This is a genomic window from Nocardia sputi (genome assembly GCF_023501985.1).
This window is the reverse complement of record NZ_JAMFLC010000028.1, coordinates 88,003-107,634: the sequence shown is the minus strand read 5'-3', so window position 1 is coordinate 107,634 and position 19,632 is coordinate 88,003. Positions and strand designations below refer to the sequence as shown.

Sequence of the window (19,632 nt, the reverse complement as noted above, 5' to 3'; positions counted from 1 at the left end):
GCTGAGTACGCTGCGGCCTGCACCCACACCCACCACCCGGTGGACTGCGGGATCAACTGACAACTGACGAACAACCCGGGCTCTACTCCCGGGTGGTCGCATTATCGGGGACCGGCCAACCGCGCCAGGTCGTCTACGTCGGAGACAGCCTAATGAAGGACGTGGCAATGGCCCAGCGAACCGGGGCCCACGACGTCCACGCGCAGTACGGCGTCGTGCAGAATCGGGCAGAGTATGAGCTCCTCCGCCGGGTGTCGCACTGGACCGACGAAGACATACAGCAAGAGAAAGCCATCTCCGCCGGACGCGCTCTGCAGGCGAATTACACTCTCGCAAAAACGTTTTCGGAGCTCCTGCTCCACTTTGATTTCAGGGAGGCGTAGTTGGAAGAGAAGGACATCCACCACTACCTTGAGATGTGGAAGAAGACAGTGGAGGTACAGCAGCACTTCAACGACCTTGAGTGGCGCATCCGGGGACTGGCCATGACCGTCTTGACCTTCGCGTTCGGTGCCGCCGCAGTGGCAGCCAAAGACGGCACAGCAGTCAAAGTCTTCGGCTTCTCACTTCAGCTGTCCTGCATCGTGCTGGTTCTGGGCTTCGTTCTGTGGCTGGCCTTCTACTTCGTTGACAAGGTCTGGTATCACCAACTCCTGACCGGCGCTGTCAAGCACGGCGACGAGCTCGAACAGGAGCTTAGAACCCAGCTGCCACACGCAGGGCTGACCGGGCAGATCGGAAGAAGTAGCCCTCAGGTGATCAAGATCTTCTTCTGGAGTAAAGAACTTCACTCGACCGGAAAGCTCCGACTTTTTTACGCGATTGGAGCCGCAGCATTACTTTCGCGGCCATCGCCCTCCAGCTCGGATCGACTCCGCCAGCCCAGCCCAAACGAGCCGAAACAACCACTTCGATGGCCAGTTGCAACTCGCTCAGCCAGCAGGAACTACGAGCGTCCTGCGATGCCGACAGTACAGAGCCCTGTCGAACACAAAGCGCAGCAATTTGAGAAGCGGCCCACCGAAGCTCAAAATGGACCACCTGGTCGGTGACCCTGGCTCTATCCGAGCTAGGGAGAACCGAAGGGATGCTCGCTGTGGAGGATTGGGCTGAGATTCGCCGTTTGAGAAGGTCAGAGGGGCCGAAACAGCTCCCGGTGTTGACTATGGTTCTGGGGTATTCGCGGTGGCTGATGGCGCTGCTGGTCCCGACCCGGCATGCCGATCTGTTCGCGGGCTGGTGTACGCTGATCCAACGGTTGGGTTCGGTGCCAAAGGTTCTGGTCTGGGATGGTGAAGGCGCGATCGGCCGCTGGCGGGCAGGCCGCAACGAGTTCACGGCCGAATGCCAAGCCTTCCGTCGTGCGCCCCGAAATCGCTGCGAGCGCAGAGACCAGCATCGACACTGGCCTCCTCGGCGGCGGTCTGTCACGCGTCGTGGATTATCGAGCCGGAGAACTGCATGGTGATCGAAGTCGCGTTCGACAAGTCGGTTGTCGACGGGTCGACCGTGATGTTCCATCCGGCGAAGGGGGTCGGTTCGAAGTAGGCGTAGCTCACCTCATGATCGAGGGCGCCGTCGACTTCGACGTAACCGTAAGTTCCGTCGTCGAAGCTCCAGTCGGGTGGTCCGTTCTTCTTGGCGGTGACCCGGTACTCGAAGTCGAGAGCCAAAGGCTTGGAAGTGAATTGATACGTTTTCCCTCGATAGCGATCGAGGTAGTTGCCTTGGTTGCCGAGGGTCAGGTTGATCGAGCTGCCGTTTCGCGGCACGGCTTTGTCCACCCATATCCGGACGCGGGTGAGCCGGACTCGGCCGAAACCGGCGAACTCGTCGGTGTCCAGGGGTACCTCGAAGCGGGCGGTCCCTGTCTTCTTGAATCGGGCGAGGACCTCGGGGGCGTTTGTGCTGTCGATGGTGTATCTCTTGTCGGCCAGGACCTGCGGCGGCGGGGAGAAGTGTTCCAGCGCCGTCGCGGAGTCCATGGTGATGCTTGTCAGGTTCGTCAGTCCGGCATCGAGTTCGCCGATGTTGTCGAGAATGCGTGGGCGCACTACCGAGGGTGCCAGTGCCCAGTAGAAGTACGAGGCGCGGTAGCCCTGTAGGGCGGTGAACAGCGAGCTCTTGGTGTCGAGGTAGCGCTGGTACAGCTGCTGCATCAGCGCTGCCAGGGGAGCCTCGCCGTGGACCAAGGAGTCCAGGTACTGCTGCAGCCGCTGCTGTTCCTGTTCGGCCAACTGTTTTTGCAGACTGACCGCGGCGTACTGCTGGCCGGCCGCGACCGCGGCCGCTTGGGCGGCAGCCAATTCCTGCCCGTGGATGGCGACGGCGTCGACGGCTAGTTCGAGCTCGCGTGCGTAGCGGATGCCTTTCTGGACCGGATCGGCGAGCATGGCGTCGGTGTTTTGCTGGTAGATCCGCCACTGGAAGGTCGCGGTGAGATCTGCCCCGCCGGTGTCGAGGTTCATGTCCCGTAGCTTGGCGGCGTATTCCTCGGCGTCGTGGAAGTTCTCGACGGCGTCGACGATCTCCTTCGACAGGTCGTAGACCTTTTTCAGTGCCTCCGCGATTTTTTTGAGCTGGCCCATGCAGTCTTTGAGGCTCGCGGCCAGGTTCGCGATGTCACTGCCGGCCTGGGCGGCGGCTTCCACCGCCTCCGCTCCCTCGATCGCGCTGCCCGCGGCGGCGGCGCCTGCCGCAGGGTCGCCGACGAACATGGCGCCGATCCCGACGCCGAAGGTGATGACCGCGGTGCTGAGGTCGATGATCGCCTTGAGGATCTGTTGATTCTTCCATTCGGGTACGCCGATCTCCTCGAAGTCGATCTGGGTCTCCTCGGCAGTGTCCTGAGCCGCCGTCAGCCGTTGCTGCGCGGCGGCGACCGCGGCGCTGGCGTTGTCGAAGTTGTCTTTCGCCTGAGCCAGCAGTTGAGTGGCGTATTGGGTCTCGTAGGTCTTGTTCGCCAGCAGCGCCTTGGCGAGCTGGATGAAGTTGTCGGTGACGACGGTCTGGGTGCTGAGGGCCTGGTAGTCGGCCTCGTACTGTTTGGCTTCGGCGACGAAGGCCTTCGCGAGGTCGGTGTAGACCTGCCGACTCAGATACGGGACGAAGACTGTCCCATCGGATTCCGCGTTCATCTGCGCGGTGAGCAGTGCCAGCAGCGAGGAGCTGCGCAGGAGCACGCCCAGCAGCTCGACGTTGTAGCTCGACCAGTTCTTCAGCCATGCCAGCTGGCGTAGCGCCAGGTCCGGATGGGTGTCGTAGAGCAGCGAGGCGAACACGAACTCGGTGCGCATCGCCTGTTGGAAGTAGTCCGGGGCCGACAGGGCCGCGACCCCCTGGGCCCGGTCCAGAGGGCTTTGGACCGGACCACTGCCCTCGACATACTTGATCAGCACACCGCCGGAGGGCGGTGGAGCATCGATGACGGGTAGAGCGATGGTCTGCTGAGAGGCGACCACAGCCTGACCCTGCACGCTGCCCGCCAGCTCGTCGCAGAAGAGCACGAATCGGGCACCGTGATCGCTTCGGTAATCGAGGGTCACGGTGAACGGCTCATCGCTCTGCATCCGTCGCGCCTGGATCCACAGAACAGTGCGCTTCAGCTGCCACGAGATTCCGGCGGGTACGTTCACGACGTCGGCTACCAGCGTCACCAGGACAGGATCGAAACCCGAGTCGTGCAACGCGGTCTGTACCTCGCCCAGGTCGAGGTACATGGCCCGGAACACCGCGTAGGTGGCGTCGATCACGGTGGCCGAACAGCAGGGCACGTTGCCCTGCTGTTCGATGTCACCGTAGAGCGTGCGCCAATCGTAGGACTGCGCCGCAACGACATTCATGGCGCGGTCCTACACGCCCGCCAGGACGAGGTTCGGCGTGATAAGGGTCTCCAGCCGCCATGCCTCCACCGTCCACTGGTTGCGCTGCTGCTCAGTGACGTAGGCATTCATGCGGAAGCTGTCGGCCTCCTCGGCCACCGCGGCCCACTTACGGATGGCCGCGTCGACGCCCAGGTCCATGATGAGCGGGGGAACCTGCTCGATGTTCTTGTCGATCATCGTCCGGATCGTCTCGAGGTCGCTCGAGATGGCCCCCCAAACGCCCTCGATCTTCTGGATTACCGGCAGCACCGCGGTGAGGTCCTGCCCGATCGTCGTGGAGCTGTCCTTAGCGGATTCGACGGCGTGCATCAGGTTCGCGTAGGCGGCGTACTTCGCCTCCAGCGAATTGATGAGGTCCTTGGCGGCATTGATCCTGTGCAGGGCCTCCACGGCGCGACTGCCGTAGACGCCCGCCACGACTGATGCCGCGATGAAGCCGGGCAGTCCCAGCCACGCGTAGGTCGGCGTCGTCGCGGCCACCACGACATCGTGGTTGTACTCGTCGTTCGCTGCCTTCAGTACGGCCTTCGCGTCGGCGATCTGCTTCGTGACGTCGGCGACGTCCTTGCTGGCTTTGCCGTACTTGTCGTTGTAGTACGCGACGAGGCCACCATCACCGCCCGTCCCCACCATCGTCGTCTTGTCCGTCTCGGTGTCCTTCGCGAACTGATGGATTTGGGCGGTGACTGCGGTCGCTTTCTGCACCCGCGTGTCGGCGTCCTTCTTCAACACGTCCAGAATCGCCTTCAGCTTGTCTTTCGCCTGCTGGTCGTTCGGGTTGTCCGTCAGTTTTTGCGCCAGGTCCTTGATGGGCGGGTAATAGATGGGCGCTTTGTTCGAACCGTAATCGTTGATGTCGCTGGCCAGGCTGATCGTGGCAGGATAGATCGTCTCGCGCCACGTCGTGACGTGCTTGTTGATCTCCTGGTAGGCGTCGATCAACTTGGTGAAGTCGGATAGATCGCTGGGCGCGCCCGAGCCCAAGTTGTTCCGGAACTGGGTCTCGGTTGTCGGGAGAACAAGGGCCTCCTGAACGTAGGCCTGGATTCTGACCCACTCGGCCCGGCTCAGCGTAAACGCCGGCCCGCCCTGCTCGCCCGGGTCTGCCAGTTCCCGGGGCCCGATATTCAACTCCGCCATCGCAGAATCTCCTTCCAGGTGGTTGCAGTGACAGTCACCGGAGCGCGCCTGCGAGGACGCGGTTCGGCGTGATGAGGGTCGCCAGCCGCCATCCCTCCACGGTCCACTGCTCGAAACCGTCGGGCTGCTCGCTGACGTGGGCGTTCCTGAGGAATTTCTCGGCCTCTTGGGCCACCGCGGCCCACTTGGCGATGGCCGCGTCGACGCCCAGGTCCATGATGATCGGGGGGACCTGAGCGATGTTGTTATCGATCAAGTCAAGGATGTACCCGAGGTCGTCGAACAAAGCACCCCATACTCCCTCGATCTTCTGGACCACCGGGAGAACTGCCGTGATGTCCTGCGCGATCGTCGAGGAACTCTGCTGAGCGGACCGAGCGGCGTTCATCAGATTCGCGTCGGCTGCCAACTCGGCTTCCAGCTTGTTGATCTGCGCCTTGGCGGCTTTCACTCGTTTCAGGGCTTCGACAGCGCGAGCGCCGTATTCACCGGCCACGACCGCTCCGGCGATGAACCCGGGCAATCCCAGCCACGCGTAGGCCGGCGTTGTCGACGCCACCACCACATCGTGGTTGTACTCGTCGTTCGCCGCCTTCAGCACAGTCTTCTCGTCGGCGATCTCCTTCGTGACGTCGGCGACGGCCTGGCTGGCTTGACCGTATTTCTTGTCGTAGTACGCGACCAGGCCGCCATTGCCGTCCGTCCCCACCAACGTTGTTTTGTCGGTTTCGATGTCATACGCGAACTGGAATGTCGTGCTCGACACCAAGCGCGCCCACTGTACCTGCTTGTCGGCCTCGCCCCGCAACGTCTTGAGAACCGACTTCAAGTCGTTCTTCGCCTGCTGATCGTTCGGATTGTTCATCAGCCGTTGCGCCAGGTCCTTGATGGGCGGGTAGTAGACCGGGACCTTGTCCCTGCCGTACTGAAGGATGTTGCTGGCCACGCTGATCGCCTTGGGATAGATCGAGTCACGCCAATTCTTGCCGTCATCATTGATCAGTCGATAGACATTGATCAGTTTGGTGAAGTCGGACAGGTCATTGGGCGCGCCCGGGCCCAAGGAGTTCCTGAACTCGGTCTGTGTTGTCGGAAGGACGAGCGCATCCTGGACGAAGACCTGGATCTTGATCCACTCGGGCCGGCTGAGAATGAAATTCGGCCCGCCCTGCACGCCGGGCTCGGACAACTCTCCGGGTCCGATATCCAAACTGGTCATCGATGACCTCCTTGTTGAGGGAAACCGGCCGGATAACACCAGCGAATGTCCTCTGTCGCTTTCGGGCACCGGCTGTAGTCAGAGCATCGGTATCAACATGCCCGCAACGCAATGAGCGACCAGTCGACCGATCGGCGGGTGCGATGGGGAAGATGGTTTCCGAACTCGAGCCTCACCAGGTTCGTAGATTTCGCGGCCGACAGTGGCACGAGGTATGCGGCGGTACGCGATCGTGCGCGCACGCTCGACTCACGCCCTTCACCCGAGAAGGTTCGTCCGATTTGCCTTCGCTTGCTCCGGTCCAGTGTTACTGCCGGAGGAGAGATTTGCTGACAGTCCTGTCCTGGCTCCACTCAGTTTGCGCCGAAAGTACGCGTTGTGTCGACATGATCGCCCTAACGACTCCGCCACTATTCCACGGTCTGACGCCGCACCTATTTCAGACCTGGGGTCTGCAATGGGCAGAGTTTCGAATGGCCAGGCTTCGTTCCTGCACGCGGTCGAAGAAGAGCGTCACGTCCTGGTCCGAGAACAGGTCCATCCGGGCGGTTTCTTCCCTCGAGAACTCCGCTTGCAAGTGCAGATGCACAATCGGTGCGCCTCATCGACCCGATCGGACCCGGCCTTCGAGCAGCAGACCGAGCGGTTTCCTTCGTCGTCCCATTGCAATAGGACTTGCAGCGGCATGGTGACCTGGCGGGCTCGACGGGATCGCCGTCGAACGCAGCTTCACCGACAAGGCCTCCGGGAAGTACACCGCACGCCCACAGCTGGAGGAGCTGATCGCGTTCGTGCGCGACGGCGACACCGTGATCGTGCACTCCATGGACCACCTCGCCTGCAACCTCGACGACTTGCGCCGGTTGGTGCGCACTTTGACCGGCAAGGGTGTGCGGGTGGAGTTCGTGAAGGAGGCGCTGACCTTCACCGGGGAGGACTCACCGATGGTGAATCTGGTGCTGAGCGTGATGGGTGACTTCGCCGAGTTCGAACGCGCCCTCATCCTCGAACGCCAGCGCGAGGGCATCGCCGCGGCGAAGGCTTGCGGCGCCTACACCGACGCAAACCCGCCCTCACCGCCGAGCAAGCCGCCCAACTGCGCGCCCGCGCGGCCGCCCGGAGTGTCGAAAGCGGAGCTGGCAGGGAGTTCGGTGTCAGCCGCGAAATCGTCTACTCATACCTGCGAACCGACGCCGCCGCATCCTGAACTGCGGATTGCACAGTTTAGACCACCGGACCGTGCAGACACCCCTGCGATAGGTCTATCGAAAACGAGGGCTGAATCACCGGTCGGGACAACTCACCGGACCCCGCAGGCGTCGCAAATCGATCTTGGGCTCAAGGGGTGACTGCATCACCGCGTGGATGATCATGTCGGCGTGGAGGTTTGGGTGCGGGACTATGGAATGTCTGCGGCTCGTCAGGACGAGTTGTGGCGTAGGTGGCGAGCGGGAGAATCGTTCAGTGCGATAGCGCGATCCCTCGGGATGCCGCTGCAGCACGTCAGGCGATTCCTGGCCCAAACCGGAGGACTCCAACGCCGACCGCCGCAGCGGCGCATCCAACATTTGACGATGGCCGAGCGAGAGGAGATCTCCCGCGGCCTGGCCGCGGGCAGCTCGGCCCGCACGATCGCCACCGGGCTGGGCCGTTCGCCCTCGACGATCGCGCGCGAGATCGCGCGCAACGGCGGATACGGCGCCTATCGGGCAGCGGTGGCTGATCAGCGGGCCTATCACCGTGCGCGACGGCCGAAACCAGCCAAGCTGGTGCAGAATCCGATGCTGCGAGAGCTCGTCGAGGGCAAGCTCTCGGTTCGTTGGTCGCCTGAGCAAATCGCGGGATGGTTGCGCCGGGAATTCCCCGGCGACGAATCGAAGCAGATCTCTCACGAGGCGATCTACCTGGCGTTGTTCGATCCCCGACGTAGAGCGATCGAGAGAACACTGACGCGCCGACTACGAACCGGCCGGCTGATGCGACATCCGAAACGAGCCGGCCGCCGTCGAGACGGTCGCGGAGTCATCACCGACCTGGTGCCGATCAGCGAACGGCCGATCGAAGCCGAAGACCGCCGGGTCGCAGGGCACTGGGAAGGCGACCTCGTGATGGGCTCACGCCCGTCTACCATCGCGACACTGGTCGAGCGGACCAGCCGATTCACCGCACTGGTCGCGCTGCCCGAGGGCATCAAGGCGCACCAGGTCACCCCCTACTTGACGAAATACCTGCTCAGCCTGCCGACAACGATGCGCCGATCCCTGACCTGGGACCGGGGCCGCGAAATCGCAGGCCACAAGTCCATCACTGCCGCGACCGGCACGCCGATCTATCTGTGCAAACCTCGAAGCCCGTGGCAGCGAGGCACCAACGAGAACACCAATCGCCTACTGCGCCAATATCTACCGAAGAACGCCGATCTTCGCCGGTTCACCCAGGACGATCTCGACGCCATAGCCCTCGAACTCAACCACCGGCCCCGCAAGATCCACGGGTACTGCAGCCCTGCCGAGGTCTACGCTGAGCGTCTGAACAGTGGGTGACGCGCTGACTGTTTGAGCGCACCATCGTTTTACGGACAGGTGTGGATGCGGGATTGAGATTGAGTAGACGACCACACCGACAGCTCTCACCCTCAACAAACTTCGAGGTCGACATCGACGCCGAGCTGGCCCAGTTCGGGCCAACCGGGTATCGGCCCCTGCGAATGTGCGATACACAGCTGCCCCGGTCGGAAGTGACGGGTTTGGTTGATGCGTTTTTGCTATCGATCGGTGGGTGAGTGGTCACTGATCGACCGGGTCAGTAGCAGGGTGGTACTGCCATCATTTTCCGGGATGTCCCGGATATGCTCGAAACCGACTTTGCTTAGAACATGCAGCGAAGCCTTGTTCGCCGCGGCCACGGTGGCGTGCACCTCGGTCAGTCCCAGGGTGTGGAAACCGTAGGTGACAAGCGCTTCTGCCAGATCGACACCCAAACCGCATCCCCACACCTGTGGGGTCAAAGCGTAAATGATCTCGTAGCCCTCGACGACGTCAGTCGGCTTGATCTCGGCATGCCCGACCAGGCGTCCGTCCTGACGAACGGCCCAGACGTCGAACAGATGGTCCGCATAAACCTTGGTGAAGATGCGCCCGAACAAGGCCCGGTCGGCCGCTTCGGAAGACGGGCCGTCACCCATCCACCGAGACACCCTCGTGTCCTGAAACAAAGCGACGAAGCCTTCCTCGTCCTCTGGGACGTACCGCTCGAGGACAAGACGCTGGGTACGCAGAGTCGAAGTCACAACTTGGGACGCTACCCGCGAGCTGGCGTTGGACTCGCTGGTGATCGCGGCCGGTGAACTGGCCAGTGCCGGTCTGTCCGCGATCGAGAAGTGGAGGCGGAGGCGGCAGGAACCGGACTTACGGCCCTGTGTGGGGTATTTCTGCAGAAAATTGAGGCTGCCGGTGTAGCTGAGGGCTTTGATCTCACCGAACAACTCGACGACCAGCACACCGGGCTCGGTAGCGCGGCGTATTCGCAGGTGATCGCGGTAGGGATCGACCAGACAAGCACGGTATTGCGGTGGCCGGCGCAGTTTTCGGGTTCGGCCGCTCGGGCATAGCGTTTGACCGTGTTGAGGCCCACGCCCAGTCGGCGGGCGCAGTCCATCAGCCCGACTCCCTGGCCGAGCAGGTCGTGCACGGGCATGCCACCGCTGCAAGGTGGTCGTCTCGCGGGTCATTGTCCGCCGTTTCGGTCCGGCCGCCGCCCAGCAACGACTATGGGCCGTGACGACCCGACATGGTCAGCGGGTATCCCCGGATACTGCACCTTCGCGTCGAGGATCGGCGCCGCCGATCCAGCCGTCGCTGTCTCGGCGGATGGCGGTCAGGCCGCTGGATTGCCGGGCGACTGAGACTTGGTGGCCGAGTTCGCGGAGGCGGAGGACCAATGCGTCGTGGTCACCGTTGTCGGCAGCGTCGAGGTTGGGGTGTTCGCCGCCGAGGCTGGTGGATTGGTCGTTACTCGCTCCGAAGGTGGGCGCCGAGACTGCCTGCTGTGGGTCGAGTCCCCAATCCAACATGCCGATCAACGTTTTCAGAACGAACTGGATGATCAGCGAGCCGCCGGCTGATCCCGCGACATGGGTGAGTGGGCCGCGAGATCCGTCTGCGGCCTTACTGAACACCAGGGTGGGTGAGACCGAGCTGCGGGGGCGCTTGTTGGGCTGAATGCGGTTGGCCACCAGGATGCCGTCGGTGCCCATCGGGTCGGCGGAGAAGTCGGTGAGCTGGTTGTTCAGCAGGAAGCCGTCAACGAGATGGAACGAGCCGAAGGCCGCTTCGATGGTGGTGGTCATCGCGGCCGCGTTGCCGTACTGGTCGACAACGGAGATGTGGCTGGTGCCGTGTTCCGGCGGCTGTGGGCCGACGCCGAGCGGGACCGGGCCGAAGTCGCCGGGCTGGGCGGTGCCCATGCTGCGGTTGCGGTCGATCAGGCCCGAACGCTGTTTCAGGTACTCCTTGTTCAGCAGCGTCTGTGGCGAGTTGCCGGGCAGCGGAATGAAATCGGTATCGGCCACGTACTTGTTGCGGTCGGCGTAGGCCAGCCGCTCGGCCTCGGCGATGAGATGAACCGCATCGGCCTTCGGCTTGCCGCCGTTGCTGGCGGTGTCGGAGTCGGCCCCGAGATCGTCCGGCTTCAGCGCGGCGAGATCGAAGTTCTCCAGGATGCCGAGGGTGGACGCGACGGTGATGCCCCCCGACGAGGGGTTCGGCATGCCGCAGATCTGATGGTTGCGGTAGTCGGTGCATAGCGCGGTGCGCTTCTTCGGCTGGTAGTTGGCCAGGTCGGCGACCGTGATGAGACTGGGGGTACGACCACCGGTGCCCGCGGTCGCGGCGGCGACGATGTCCTGCGCGATGGCCCCGGTATAGAAGGCCTGCGCGCCGTCGGTGGCGATGGCGCCGAGCGTCTTCGCCATGGCCGGGTTGGTGAGTACGGTATCGGCGGCCTTGCCCGTGCCGTCGGGATTGAGGAAGTACGCCTTAGCGCCGCCATCCCGTGCGAGATCGGTCGCCGAGTCGGCGATCTGCCCGGCAAGCCGGGGACTGATCTGGAAGCCGCGATCGGCGAGCCCGATGGCCGGGTCGAACAATTCGCGCCAGCCCTTTTTGCCGTGCTCGCGGTGCACCATCTCCAGCATCCGGATCACACCGGGCACGCCGATCGAGCGGCCGCTGGCCCGGGTGTTTGGCTTCGGTTCGGTGCGATCGGTATCGCTGACCCAGCGCAGGTAGTTCTCCGTCGCCGCCGCGGGCGCGACTTCGCGCCCATCGTAGGCCTCTTCGGACTTGGACGCCGCGTCGTAATACATCAGGAACGCGCCGCCACCGATCCCTGAGGATTGCGGCTCCACCAGCCCCAGCGTGGTCTGCGCCGTGATCAGCGCGTCGGCTGCGGTCCCGCCAGTCTGCAACACCTCACATGCGGCCTTCGTTGCTGCCGGATTCGCCGTGGCCACCGCGAACGTCTTCGATCGCACTGGCATCATCCCCGACCGATACCCTGTTGCAATCTCCGGACTCGTCCCGATGTCCCGCGTTTTCCCGTCGGCCGTTCCCGTCCCCGTCCCCGTAGCACCGTCAGCGACGGTTCCGCAGACTCCAGCCGCTTCCTCATACCTACAACTGGTAACCGCCCCGAGAACCAGTAGCATTGCCGCCAGCCCGGCCCATGTTGCTCGCGCTCGCATCATGCGACCCCAGCGATCGACGCTGTCACACCCAGCGATGGAGACATCGCGCAGCGATCCAAGTCGCCGATGACTCGGCGGCGGACGGCATCAACTGCGGCCGACACGGACCGACTGGGCTGCCCATGCGCGCTGGCCGACCTGCACACCGCGGTCGCCGAACAACCATCGAACCGAGTCACCATTGGCCGCGCCGAGCTCTTTGGCTGCGGACGCGGCGGGCGCTGCACGGTGTCACTCGTCACCATTGAGTACTCCATCAGTGGATTGGAGTTCCGTCGATTCCGGGTGCGGAATGGGTGCGCTCGCGAGTTCGGCGAAAGCGATTGCCATCGGCCGGGGGTCGGCGGGCAAGGCAAGAAAGATGATCCGGTCGGCGGTGGGGTCCAGCGGGATCGTGTGTACGCCCGTGTGATGTGCGGGTAGCGAGAGCTCGGGGGCGATGCTTACCCCGAGGCCTTCTGCGACCATCGCCAGGATGCTGTTGATATCGCGAACACGATAATGGCATTTCAGGTTCGCGCCTGCTGCGCGCGCGAGTGAGGTGATGAGCGGTTCGCAGCCTCCGGCGGACATGATGAACGGGTGACGGGCCAGTTGGGCCATTGAAACCGAGGGGAAGTCGCCCAGTTCGTGACCGCCCGGAACGACGGCCAACATGCGATCCACGGCGAACGGCCACGCTGTCAGTCCGGCGGGAGCGGGAATCCCGGCTGCCTGTTCGATCGACGATCGGGTGGTGCCCTCGATGCCGGATGCCAGGGTGGCGATATCTGCCGCTCCTGTTTGGAGCCATTCGAGTACTTCCTGATCCGAGCCCTCCAGCACGATCAGCCGCACCTGCGGGTGCGCACCGGTGAACCGCCGCAGGATCGGTGGCAGCAGTCGGCTGTTGGCGCTGGGGATGACACCGACCCGCAAGCTCCCCCGCTCGTGCTCCCGTGCTGTGGCCGCATCGTGTTTCAACGCCTCTGCCTGTGTGAGGATGAGCGTGGCGCGACGGCAGACAGCGCGTCCAGTGGTCGTCAAACTCACGCCGTGGTTGCCGCGGACCAGCAGCGCGATGCCGAGTTCATTCTCCAACGAGCGCAGCGCATGGCTGACCGCGGACTGCGTGGTGGACAGTTCCTCGGCGGCACGGGTCATGCTGCCTGTCCGCGCGACCGCTTGCAGAATTCTGAGCTGGGTGAACGTCACAGTGCTGCCCGCAGCAGGCCGACGACCAGTGGATGCGGGGCCTCGGGTCGTGAGCGGGCCTGGGGCACGAACAGAGTAGCGACGTAGAACGGGTGGCCGGGGACTTCAAGCACCCTGGCTGCTCCATCACCGTCCACGCCGGTGACCAGGAACCCACCGGCGTGTAGGACATCTTGTCGGTTGGTGTCGAGCCCGAAGTTGCAGTAGTACTCTTCCTCGACTTCGGTCCTTCCGTACAACGCGGCCACCCGGGAACCGGAAACCAGGGAAACGGGCATCGTTTTGCCGGCCAGTGAGCAGGTCAACTCCGACACGAACAGAGTTGAGGCGTAGGGGTCGTATTCGGCATGCTGGGCGTCTGCGTAACCGAGCACCGTGCGGGCGTACTCGATGACCATGTGCTGGCAGCCACCGCACGTCCCGAGCGTGGGTACCCCGCTTTCCCGGCCGTGACGAAGCGCGGCGACGGCGCCACGCAGGCTGCGATACGGACTGCCCGGCGCGCACCAGAGCACATCGGCGGTCTTGACCTCGCCCAGGTCCGCCTCCAGTGGTTCGGTGGCCAGCCAGCGGATGTCCACCTCGATACCAAGATGCGCCGCGGCATGCTCCAACGCGTCGTCGGTAGCCCCGTGGGGAACAAAGTTCGGATCACGGTCACCGACGACCGCGACGAGAAGGGATCGGTCCATGATGATCACTATGCGACAGTTGCAGCCTCGTCGCCCATGCCGAACTCGGCGACCACCATGAGCAGACACTCAACTTCCAGCATCGTCCCATGGCCCTGCGGCCCTCATTGCGTGACCCGGACAAATAGAAATCGACATCCATCAGCTGCGGCATTCGCACGCGGCCGAGCTGATCAACGTCGGCGTCTCCATCGAGGGCGTGGGCAAGCGGCTCCGGCACGCCTCCACCGAGACCACGCAGGTATATGCCCCGTCGCGGACAAGAACGCCGACAATGATATCTGCGCCGCCCGGCGGCGAAGGCCGAAAGCCTGATCGTGGAGGCGTGCAGGGCCGCCAAGCGAGCTGTGAGGAATCTGTCGAATCAGCTGCGGTGGTGGGCGGCGGAGTAAGACAGCGGTCAGCCGGTCTCGCGGATCGTTGAGACCCGCTGACGGACTGCTGCCCAGAGCTCCGTTGGCAGGTGCGGCCTGGTCAAGTCACGACCACGGATGGACACGGTCACCTCGACCCATGAGCTGGCGATGCTGTTCGCGTCGGTGAACAACTACCAGGGCGCCCCACGCGGGGTGTCCGAGCCGCTACCGACGGCGCTCGCCTCGGAGACCCTGAGTCTGATGTCCGGTGTCATTCCGTTCCGCAAGAACACCACCCCGACCCTCAGCGCCGAGCCGATGCCGACCGTGACCTCCGAGCAGATCCCTGGACTGCTCACCGCGGAATGGGCCGCGGCGCTGGCGGATCTGTCGGTGGAGGACTGCTTCTTCCGGATGCTCGGCCCGCACGAGGTCGGCAGGGGCTGCGGATTCGCACCACCTTCCCCGGGCGTCTGCCGCGGGGTCGTTGGTCAGTGTCGCCGGGGACTCGATGGCCGCGATCATCGCCGGCCGCGGCATCCAGGGCGTCGCGGGCGCGATCCTGCCGCTGTGCTACGGCCTCGCCCGCGAGGCCCTGCCGCCCGGAAAGGTGTCGCTCGCAGTCGGATTCATCAGCGGCGCCGCGCTGCTCGCCGGGTCCGGCGGTTCCCTGATCGCGGGCGTGCTGCTCGATGTCACCGACTGGCACATGATCTTCGTCTTCGCCGCGGTACTGGCCGTGGTGGCGTCGGCCGTCGCGACGGCCGGACTACCGCCTTCCTCGGCCTCCGGACAGCTGCACCGTTTCGACTACCTGTGCGCCGCGCTACTCACTCCAGGTCTGACCGCGCTCCTCTACGGCATGACCCAGGGGCCGCGATGGGGCTGGTCCAGTCTTGGCGTCCTCGCCTTCATCGGCACCGGCATCACGATTTTGGCAGGGTGGGCCCTCTGGGAGCTGCGCCGGGGAGACCCGCTGGTCGACCTGTGGGTCCTGGCCGACCGGCAGATGGCGCTCAACCTGATCGCGCTGTCGGTGCTCGCACTGGGCCCGGCGGGCGCTGTGCAGATCGTCACCCCGATGATCCTGCAGTCCCCCGCGACACTGCCTGTCGGGCTGGGCATGTCGGCTACGGTTACCGGTCTGGTGGCGGGGCTCGGCGCGATCGTCGGATTCGCGGCTTCCCCCGTAGCCGGACTGGTGGCCGGGCGATGGGGCGGGCGGACCGCGTTCCTCGCCGGTGCGGCGCTGTTCGCGCTCGCCAATGTCATGATCCTGCTGGGCCACCGGTCCTTTCCGGTAATGATCGCGGTGTTCGTGGTCGGCGCGGTCGCCACGGCCTTCGCCTACACCGGGTACCCGAAGATCGTCATCGAATCCGTGCCCGAGGACGTCACCAGCGTCACCACCGGCGTGCTGTCCACCGCCCGGCAGGCGTTCTCGGCGGTCGGTGTGGCGATCGTGTCGGTGATGTTGTCGCTTTCTACCGTCCCGGGAACCACCTCCCCCACGCTGTCGTCGTTCACCCTGGCCGTCGGATGGTTCATCGGATGCTCGCTGGTCGTGGCCGTGATCTGCCTGTTCATCGGCCGCCCACGACCCGCCGCCACCGCGGTCGGCGAGGACATCACCCGCACATCCGCCGCCCATGGATGAGCAGAGCGGCGGCCCCGCGGCGATCACCCCGCGGTGCGTCCCGCGGCCGTCCGCTCAGTGGCAACCGAGCGCCCACGCCGCCGGTGTCCGCCGATCACCATGACCGATGCCTGCTGCACCCTTCCGGCGAGGCGCGCTGGTGGCTGCCGCGAGCCCGGTCCTCGATGTCGGCCCGAGGCCGCGGAGCGCCCGGCGAATCCGATCGACAAATCAAAATCCATACGCCCGGTGCATGTGTCGTCGTTTCTGATGACGTGGGGTTCCGGTAGTAACCGCCGAAAAACCAACGGATATGGCGTAGCCGCAGCTGGCCGCTGGTGAGGCCAGGTTCGGTCTGCGGTGGAGGCGAGTTACTGGTTGGCTTGGCTCCCAACGTGGTTGGTTGGTGGGAGGTCGGTTTCGTGGCGACGCGGGTGTTCGCGGATGAGGAGTTGGCGCGTCTGCGGGAGTTCCCGGAGATCGGCCGCGAGGAGCTGTTCCGGTTCTTCACGCTCTCGCCGGCGGATCTGGCGTTCGTCGATCCGGGGCGCGGGCGTGGTCCGGCTGATCGGCTCGGTATCGCGATCGCGTTGTGCACGTTGCCGTGGCTGGGGTTCGTGCCCGACCGCGTGGTGAGCGCCCCGCCGGTCGCGGTGGCCAGGCTGGCCGAGCAGCTGCGCCTCGACGGTAGCGAGATCCGTTCCTACGGCCGCCGCGCCCAGACCCGCACCGATCATCTGCGCCTGGTCGCCCAGTATCTGGGCTGGCGGGCGGCTGGTGCGCTCGAACTCAAGGAGCTCGACGAGTTCCTGCTCGCACGGGCGATGGAGCACGATTCCCCGACTCTGCTGTTCCGGTTGGGATGTGAGTACCTGATCTCGGCGCGGGTGATCCGGCCCGGCCCGGTGAGCATGGTCGAGCGGATCGCCCATGCCCGCGAGCAGGCCCAGCGCGAGACCTACGACCGGCTGGTCCACGAGTTCACCCCGGCACGGTGCGCCGAGCTGGACGCGCTGCTGGTCACCGATGCCTCGTTGGGGGTGTCGCGGTTGCGGTGGCTGTCGACCGGGCCGGTGGAGGCGTCGGCGGCCGCGGTGCGCGCAGAGGTCGACAAGCTGGCGTTCCTGCGCGGGCTGGGCGCGGATCGCCTCGATATGTCGGTGCTCCCGACCGAGCGGCGGCGGTTCCTGGCCACGATGGGGCGCCGGTTGACCCCGCAGGCGCTGGAACGCCGGGACCCGCAGCGCCGGTACCCGATCCTGCTCACGGTGCTGGCCCAGTCGGGCACCGACGTCCTCGACGAGGTCGTGGCCTTGTTCGATCAGGCGATCTCGGCGAAGTTCGGTGCCGCCGAACGCCGGATGCAGCAGGAGCTGGCCGAACGCGGCCGCTCCGGAGAGGACCGCCAAGCCCTGCTCGACGACCTGCTGGCGATCGTCACCGACCCGGCGGTGGCCGATGAGGAGATCGGCGCGCTGATCCGCGGCGATGCGATCGGGTGGGAGCGCCTGCGCGCGGCGATCGCTCAGGCCAAACCCCGGTTGCCGCGTGATCACGGGCATCTGGCCGCGCTGGACTCCTCCTACAACTACCTGCGCCAGTTCACGCCCGCGGTGCTGTCGACGGTTGGTTTCGCTGGCGGGACCGCCGCGTCCGAGCTGCTGATCGCAGTGGCGATGCTGCGCGAACTCAACGCCACCGGGCGCCGGAAGGTCTTCGACGAGGCCCCGACCGACTTCGTGCCCGCGAAGTGGCGCGGCTACCTCGACGCGGCCCGCAAGTCCGGCAGCACCACCGCCTACCGGCACTACTGGGAGCTGTGCGTGTTGCTCGGGCTGCGCGACGGGCTGCGCAGCGGGGACGTGTACGTGCCGGGCTCGCGCCGCTACGCCGACCCGGCCGCCTACCTGCTCACAACCGAGCAGTGGGAACCACAGCGCGGTGAGTTCTGCCGTCTGGTCGGGCGCCCGGCCGACCCCGGCGTCGCCCTGGCCGCCGTCATCGACGAGCTGCACACCGCGGTCGGTGAACTCGAAGCGGTGCTCGCCGAGGGTGAGGGCCCGGTGCGGCTGGACGGTGAGTCCGGAGAGCTGGTCATTTCCCCACTGACCGCCGAGGACGTTCCGGCCGAGGCGGTCGCACTCAAGGCGGAGCTGACCGAGATGCTGCCGTTCGCGCCGATCGTGTCGTTGCTGATCGAGCTGGACAAACGCACCGGCTACCTGGACTGCTTCACCCACGCCGGCGGCCAGGCCACCCGCAGCCCGGAGCTGAAACGCAACCTGATCGCGGTGCTGCTGGCGCACTCGACCAACCTCGGGCTGACCCGGATGGCCGAGGCCTGCGGCATCTCCTACGACATCCTGTCCTGGACCGACGAATGGTATATGCGCGAGGAGACCCTGCGCGCGGCCAACCTGGTGATCATCGGCTACCACCAGCGGCTCCCGCTGACTCCGGTGTTCGGCACCGGGACGCTGTCGTCGAGCGATGGGCAGCGCTTCCCGACACGCGGGTAGTCCACGACCGCGCGGCCGATGAGCCGCTACTTCGCGAACGAGGGCCTGTCGACCTACACCCACGTCACCGACACCCACGCCACCTACGGCACCAAGATCATCGTCGCTACCCGCCGCGAAGCTCACTACGTGCTCGACGAGATCCTGGGCAACGCCACCGATCTGCCGATCACCGAGCACGCCACCGACACCCACGGAGTCACCCTGGTCAACTTCGGCCTGTTCGACCTGCTCGGCATGCAGCTCTCGCCGCGGATCCGGGACCTGGGCCGCATCACCCTCTACCGGCCGGGTCCGCGCGCGGGCGCCGAGGCCCGGTTCCCGCACGCGGGCCCGTTGATGACCCGCAAGGCCAACCTGGATCTGATCGCCGGGCACTGGGACGATCTGCTCAGGTTGGCCGGTTCGCTGAAGTTCGGGCACGCCACCGCCTCCCTGCTCGTCGGCAAGCTCTCGGCGTCGGGTCGCCAGAACACCCTGGCAGCGGCCCTGAAGGAGTACGGGGCGCTGCGGCGCACGATCTACGCCGCCAAGTACCTCGCCGAGCCGGACTACCGTCGCAAGATCGCCCGCCAGCTCAACAAGGGCGAATCCCTGCACGCGCTGCGCCGCGACCTGCTCTACGCCCACGAGGGCACGATCCGCGCCCGCCAGCTCGCCGACCAGACCGAGCAGGCGTGGTGCCTGACCCTGGCCACCAACGCCGTGATCGCCTGGACCACCGAGTACTACGGCCTCGCGGTCGAGCAGATGCGCCGGGCCGGACAGCGAATCGACGACGAGGTCCTGGCCCACATCAGCCCCGCGCACAGCGCCAACATCAACTTCTTCGGCGCGATCGAAGTCGACATCGACGCCGAACTCGCCGCCCTCGACCCGACGGGCTACCGGCCGCTGCGGGTGCGCGACACCCTGTTCTGACCGGTCCCGGCGTTACCCCAGGGCCCGGTTCGTGTGCTCGCGGTCGAGCCATTCGGTGGCCCTCATGTCCGGGATCAGGTCCGCGCAGGATCGTCCGTCCTGGGGCCAGTCGTGGTCCCAGGCTCGCGGGTAGTGCGGTCCGGCGAGGTAGAAGGAATAGGGGCGCCCTCGACTCCGATCCGCAGCTTGTCGGCGGTGATTCCCGCCCATTGGCGTCCGAAATGCCAGCTGATCACCCACCACACCCGGCCGGTCCACACGTGCAGGGCATATTTCGGGCTCGCTGTGGGTGACGCCGGGATTCCATGCCGGCTCCTGGGTCGAC

General features: G+C 65.2%; 12 protein-coding genes and 5 pseudogenes. 9 read left to right on the top strand and 8 right to left on the bottom strand.

Features of this window, described 5'->3' with window-relative positions; all coding sequences use genetic code 11:
• Window positions 1-92: 92 nt before the first annotated feature.
• The 3 genes and pseudogenes from M8859_RS37810 to M8859_RS31070 form a co-directional block, all read left to right on the top strand.
• Window positions 93-383, top strand: coding sequence for an HAD hydrolase-like protein (locus tag M8859_RS37810; protein ID WP_372492957.1), 291 nt, complete (start codon window positions 93-95; stop codon window positions 381-383).
• Window positions 384-1,052, top strand: a complete 669-nt coding sequence (locus M8859_RS31075; protein ID WP_249645336.1) for a hypothetical protein — start codon at window positions 384-386, stop codon at window positions 1,050-1,052.
• A 92-nt stretch (window positions 1,053-1,144) separates the two neighbouring features.
• A pseudogene (locus M8859_RS31070) lies at window positions 1,145-1,360 on the top strand (IS21 family transposase); the annotation flags it as partial.
• 67 nt (window positions 1,361-1,427) lie between these two features.
• On the opposite strand, the gene M8859_RS31065 reads toward M8859_RS31070, so the two are convergent.
• Genes M8859_RS31065 through M8859_RS31055 form a run of 3 tightly spaced genes read right to left on the bottom strand, consistent with a single transcriptional unit; the run spans window position 1,428 to window position 6,243 of the window.
• A complete protein-coding gene (locus M8859_RS31065) occupies window positions 1,428-3,842 on the bottom strand; it encodes a hypothetical protein (RefSeq protein ID WP_195140906.1) in 2,415 nt (804 codons plus the stop codon).
• Window positions 3,843-3,851: 9 nt separating this feature from the next.
• A complete protein-coding gene (locus tag M8859_RS31060) occupies window positions 3,852-5,024 on the bottom strand; it encodes an alpha-xenorhabdolysin family binary toxin subunit A (protein WP_159989404.1) in 1,173 nt (390 codons plus the stop codon).
• A 34-nt stretch (window positions 5,025-5,058) separates the two neighbouring features.
• Complete coding sequence (locus M8859_RS31055; RefSeq protein WP_249645335.1) at window positions 5,059-6,243, bottom strand: alpha-xenorhabdolysin family binary toxin subunit A; 1,185 nt, start codon at window positions 6,241-6,243, stop codon at window positions 5,059-5,061.
• Between the two features lie 710 nt (window positions 6,244-6,953).
• Here M8859_RS31055 and M8859_RS31050 point away from each other — a divergent pair.
• From M8859_RS31050 to M8859_RS37805, 3 genes and pseudogenes are all read left to right on the top strand, one after another.
• Window positions 6,954-7,450: pseudogene (locus M8859_RS31050) on the top strand (recombinase family protein).
• 199 nt (window positions 7,451-7,649) lie between these two features.
• On the top strand, window positions 7,650-8,786 hold the full coding sequence (locus tag M8859_RS31045; protein ID WP_195140933.1) for an IS30 family transposase: 1,137 nt from the start codon (window positions 7,650-7,652) through the stop codon (window positions 8,784-8,786).
• 47 nt (window positions 8,787-8,833) lie between these two features.
• A pseudogene (locus M8859_RS37805) lies at window positions 8,834-9,025 on the top strand (hypothetical protein); the annotation flags it as partial.
• Here M8859_RS37805 and M8859_RS31040 read toward each other — a convergent pair.
• The 5 genes and pseudogenes from M8859_RS31040 to M8859_RS31020 all read right to left on the bottom strand — a co-directional run bounded on the left by M8859_RS31040 (window position 9,008) and on the right by M8859_RS31020 (window position 13,875).
• The gene (locus tag M8859_RS31040; protein WP_249645339.1) at window positions 9,008-9,532 is read right to left on the bottom strand and encodes a GNAT family N-acetyltransferase; all 525 of its coding nucleotides are present in this window, start codon (window positions 9,530-9,532) and stop codon (window positions 9,008-9,010) included. The pseudogene M8859_RS37805 and the gene M8859_RS31040 overlap by 18 nt on opposite strands.
• A 120-nt stretch (window positions 9,533-9,652) precedes the next feature.
• A pseudogene (locus M8859_RS31035) lies at window positions 9,653-10,024 on the bottom strand (ISL3 family transposase); the annotation flags it as partial.
• A gap of 12 nt (window positions 10,025-10,036) precedes the next feature.
• The gene (locus tag M8859_RS31030) at window positions 10,037-11,989 is read right to left on the bottom strand and encodes a gamma-glutamyltransferase family protein (RefSeq protein WP_249645333.1); all 1,953 of its coding nucleotides are present in this window, start codon (window positions 11,987-11,989) and stop codon (window positions 10,037-10,039) included.
• Between the two features lie 231 nt (window positions 11,990-12,220).
• Window positions 12,221-13,183: a LysR family transcriptional regulator gene (locus tag M8859_RS31025; RefSeq protein ID WP_308221241.1), complete on the bottom strand. Its 963-nt coding sequence runs from the start codon at window positions 13,181-13,183 to the stop codon at window positions 12,221-12,223.
• On the bottom strand, window positions 13,180-13,875 hold the full coding sequence (locus tag M8859_RS31020; RefSeq protein ID WP_159928919.1) for a CTP synthase C-terminal region-related (seleno)protein: 696 nt from the start codon (window positions 13,873-13,875) through the stop codon (window positions 13,180-13,182). Before M8859_RS31020 ends, M8859_RS31025 begins: the two co-directional genes overlap by 4 nt.
• Before the next feature lie 124 nt (window positions 13,876-13,999).
• On the opposite strand from M8859_RS31020, the gene M8859_RS37800 reads away from it, so the two are divergent.
• The 3 genes and pseudogenes from M8859_RS37800 to M8859_RS31010 all read left to right on the top strand — a co-directional run bounded on the left by M8859_RS37800 (window position 14,000) and on the right by M8859_RS31010 (window position 19,307).
• The gene (locus M8859_RS37800; protein ID WP_372492958.1) at window positions 14,000-14,299 is read left to right on the top strand and encodes a tyrosine-type recombinase/integrase; all 300 of its coding nucleotides are present in this window, start codon (window positions 14,000-14,002) and stop codon (window positions 14,297-14,299) included.
• A gap of 443 nt (window positions 14,300-14,742) precedes the next feature.
• The gene (locus M8859_RS31015; RefSeq protein WP_249645331.1) at window positions 14,743-15,888 is read left to right on the top strand and encodes an MFS transporter; all 1,146 of its coding nucleotides are present in this window, start codon (window positions 14,743-14,745) and stop codon (window positions 15,886-15,888) included.
• A 401-nt stretch (window positions 15,889-16,289) separates the two neighbouring features.
• Window positions 16,290-19,307, top strand: a pseudogene (locus M8859_RS31010) (Tn3 family transposase).
• Window positions 19,308-19,632: the final 325 nt, after the last annotated feature.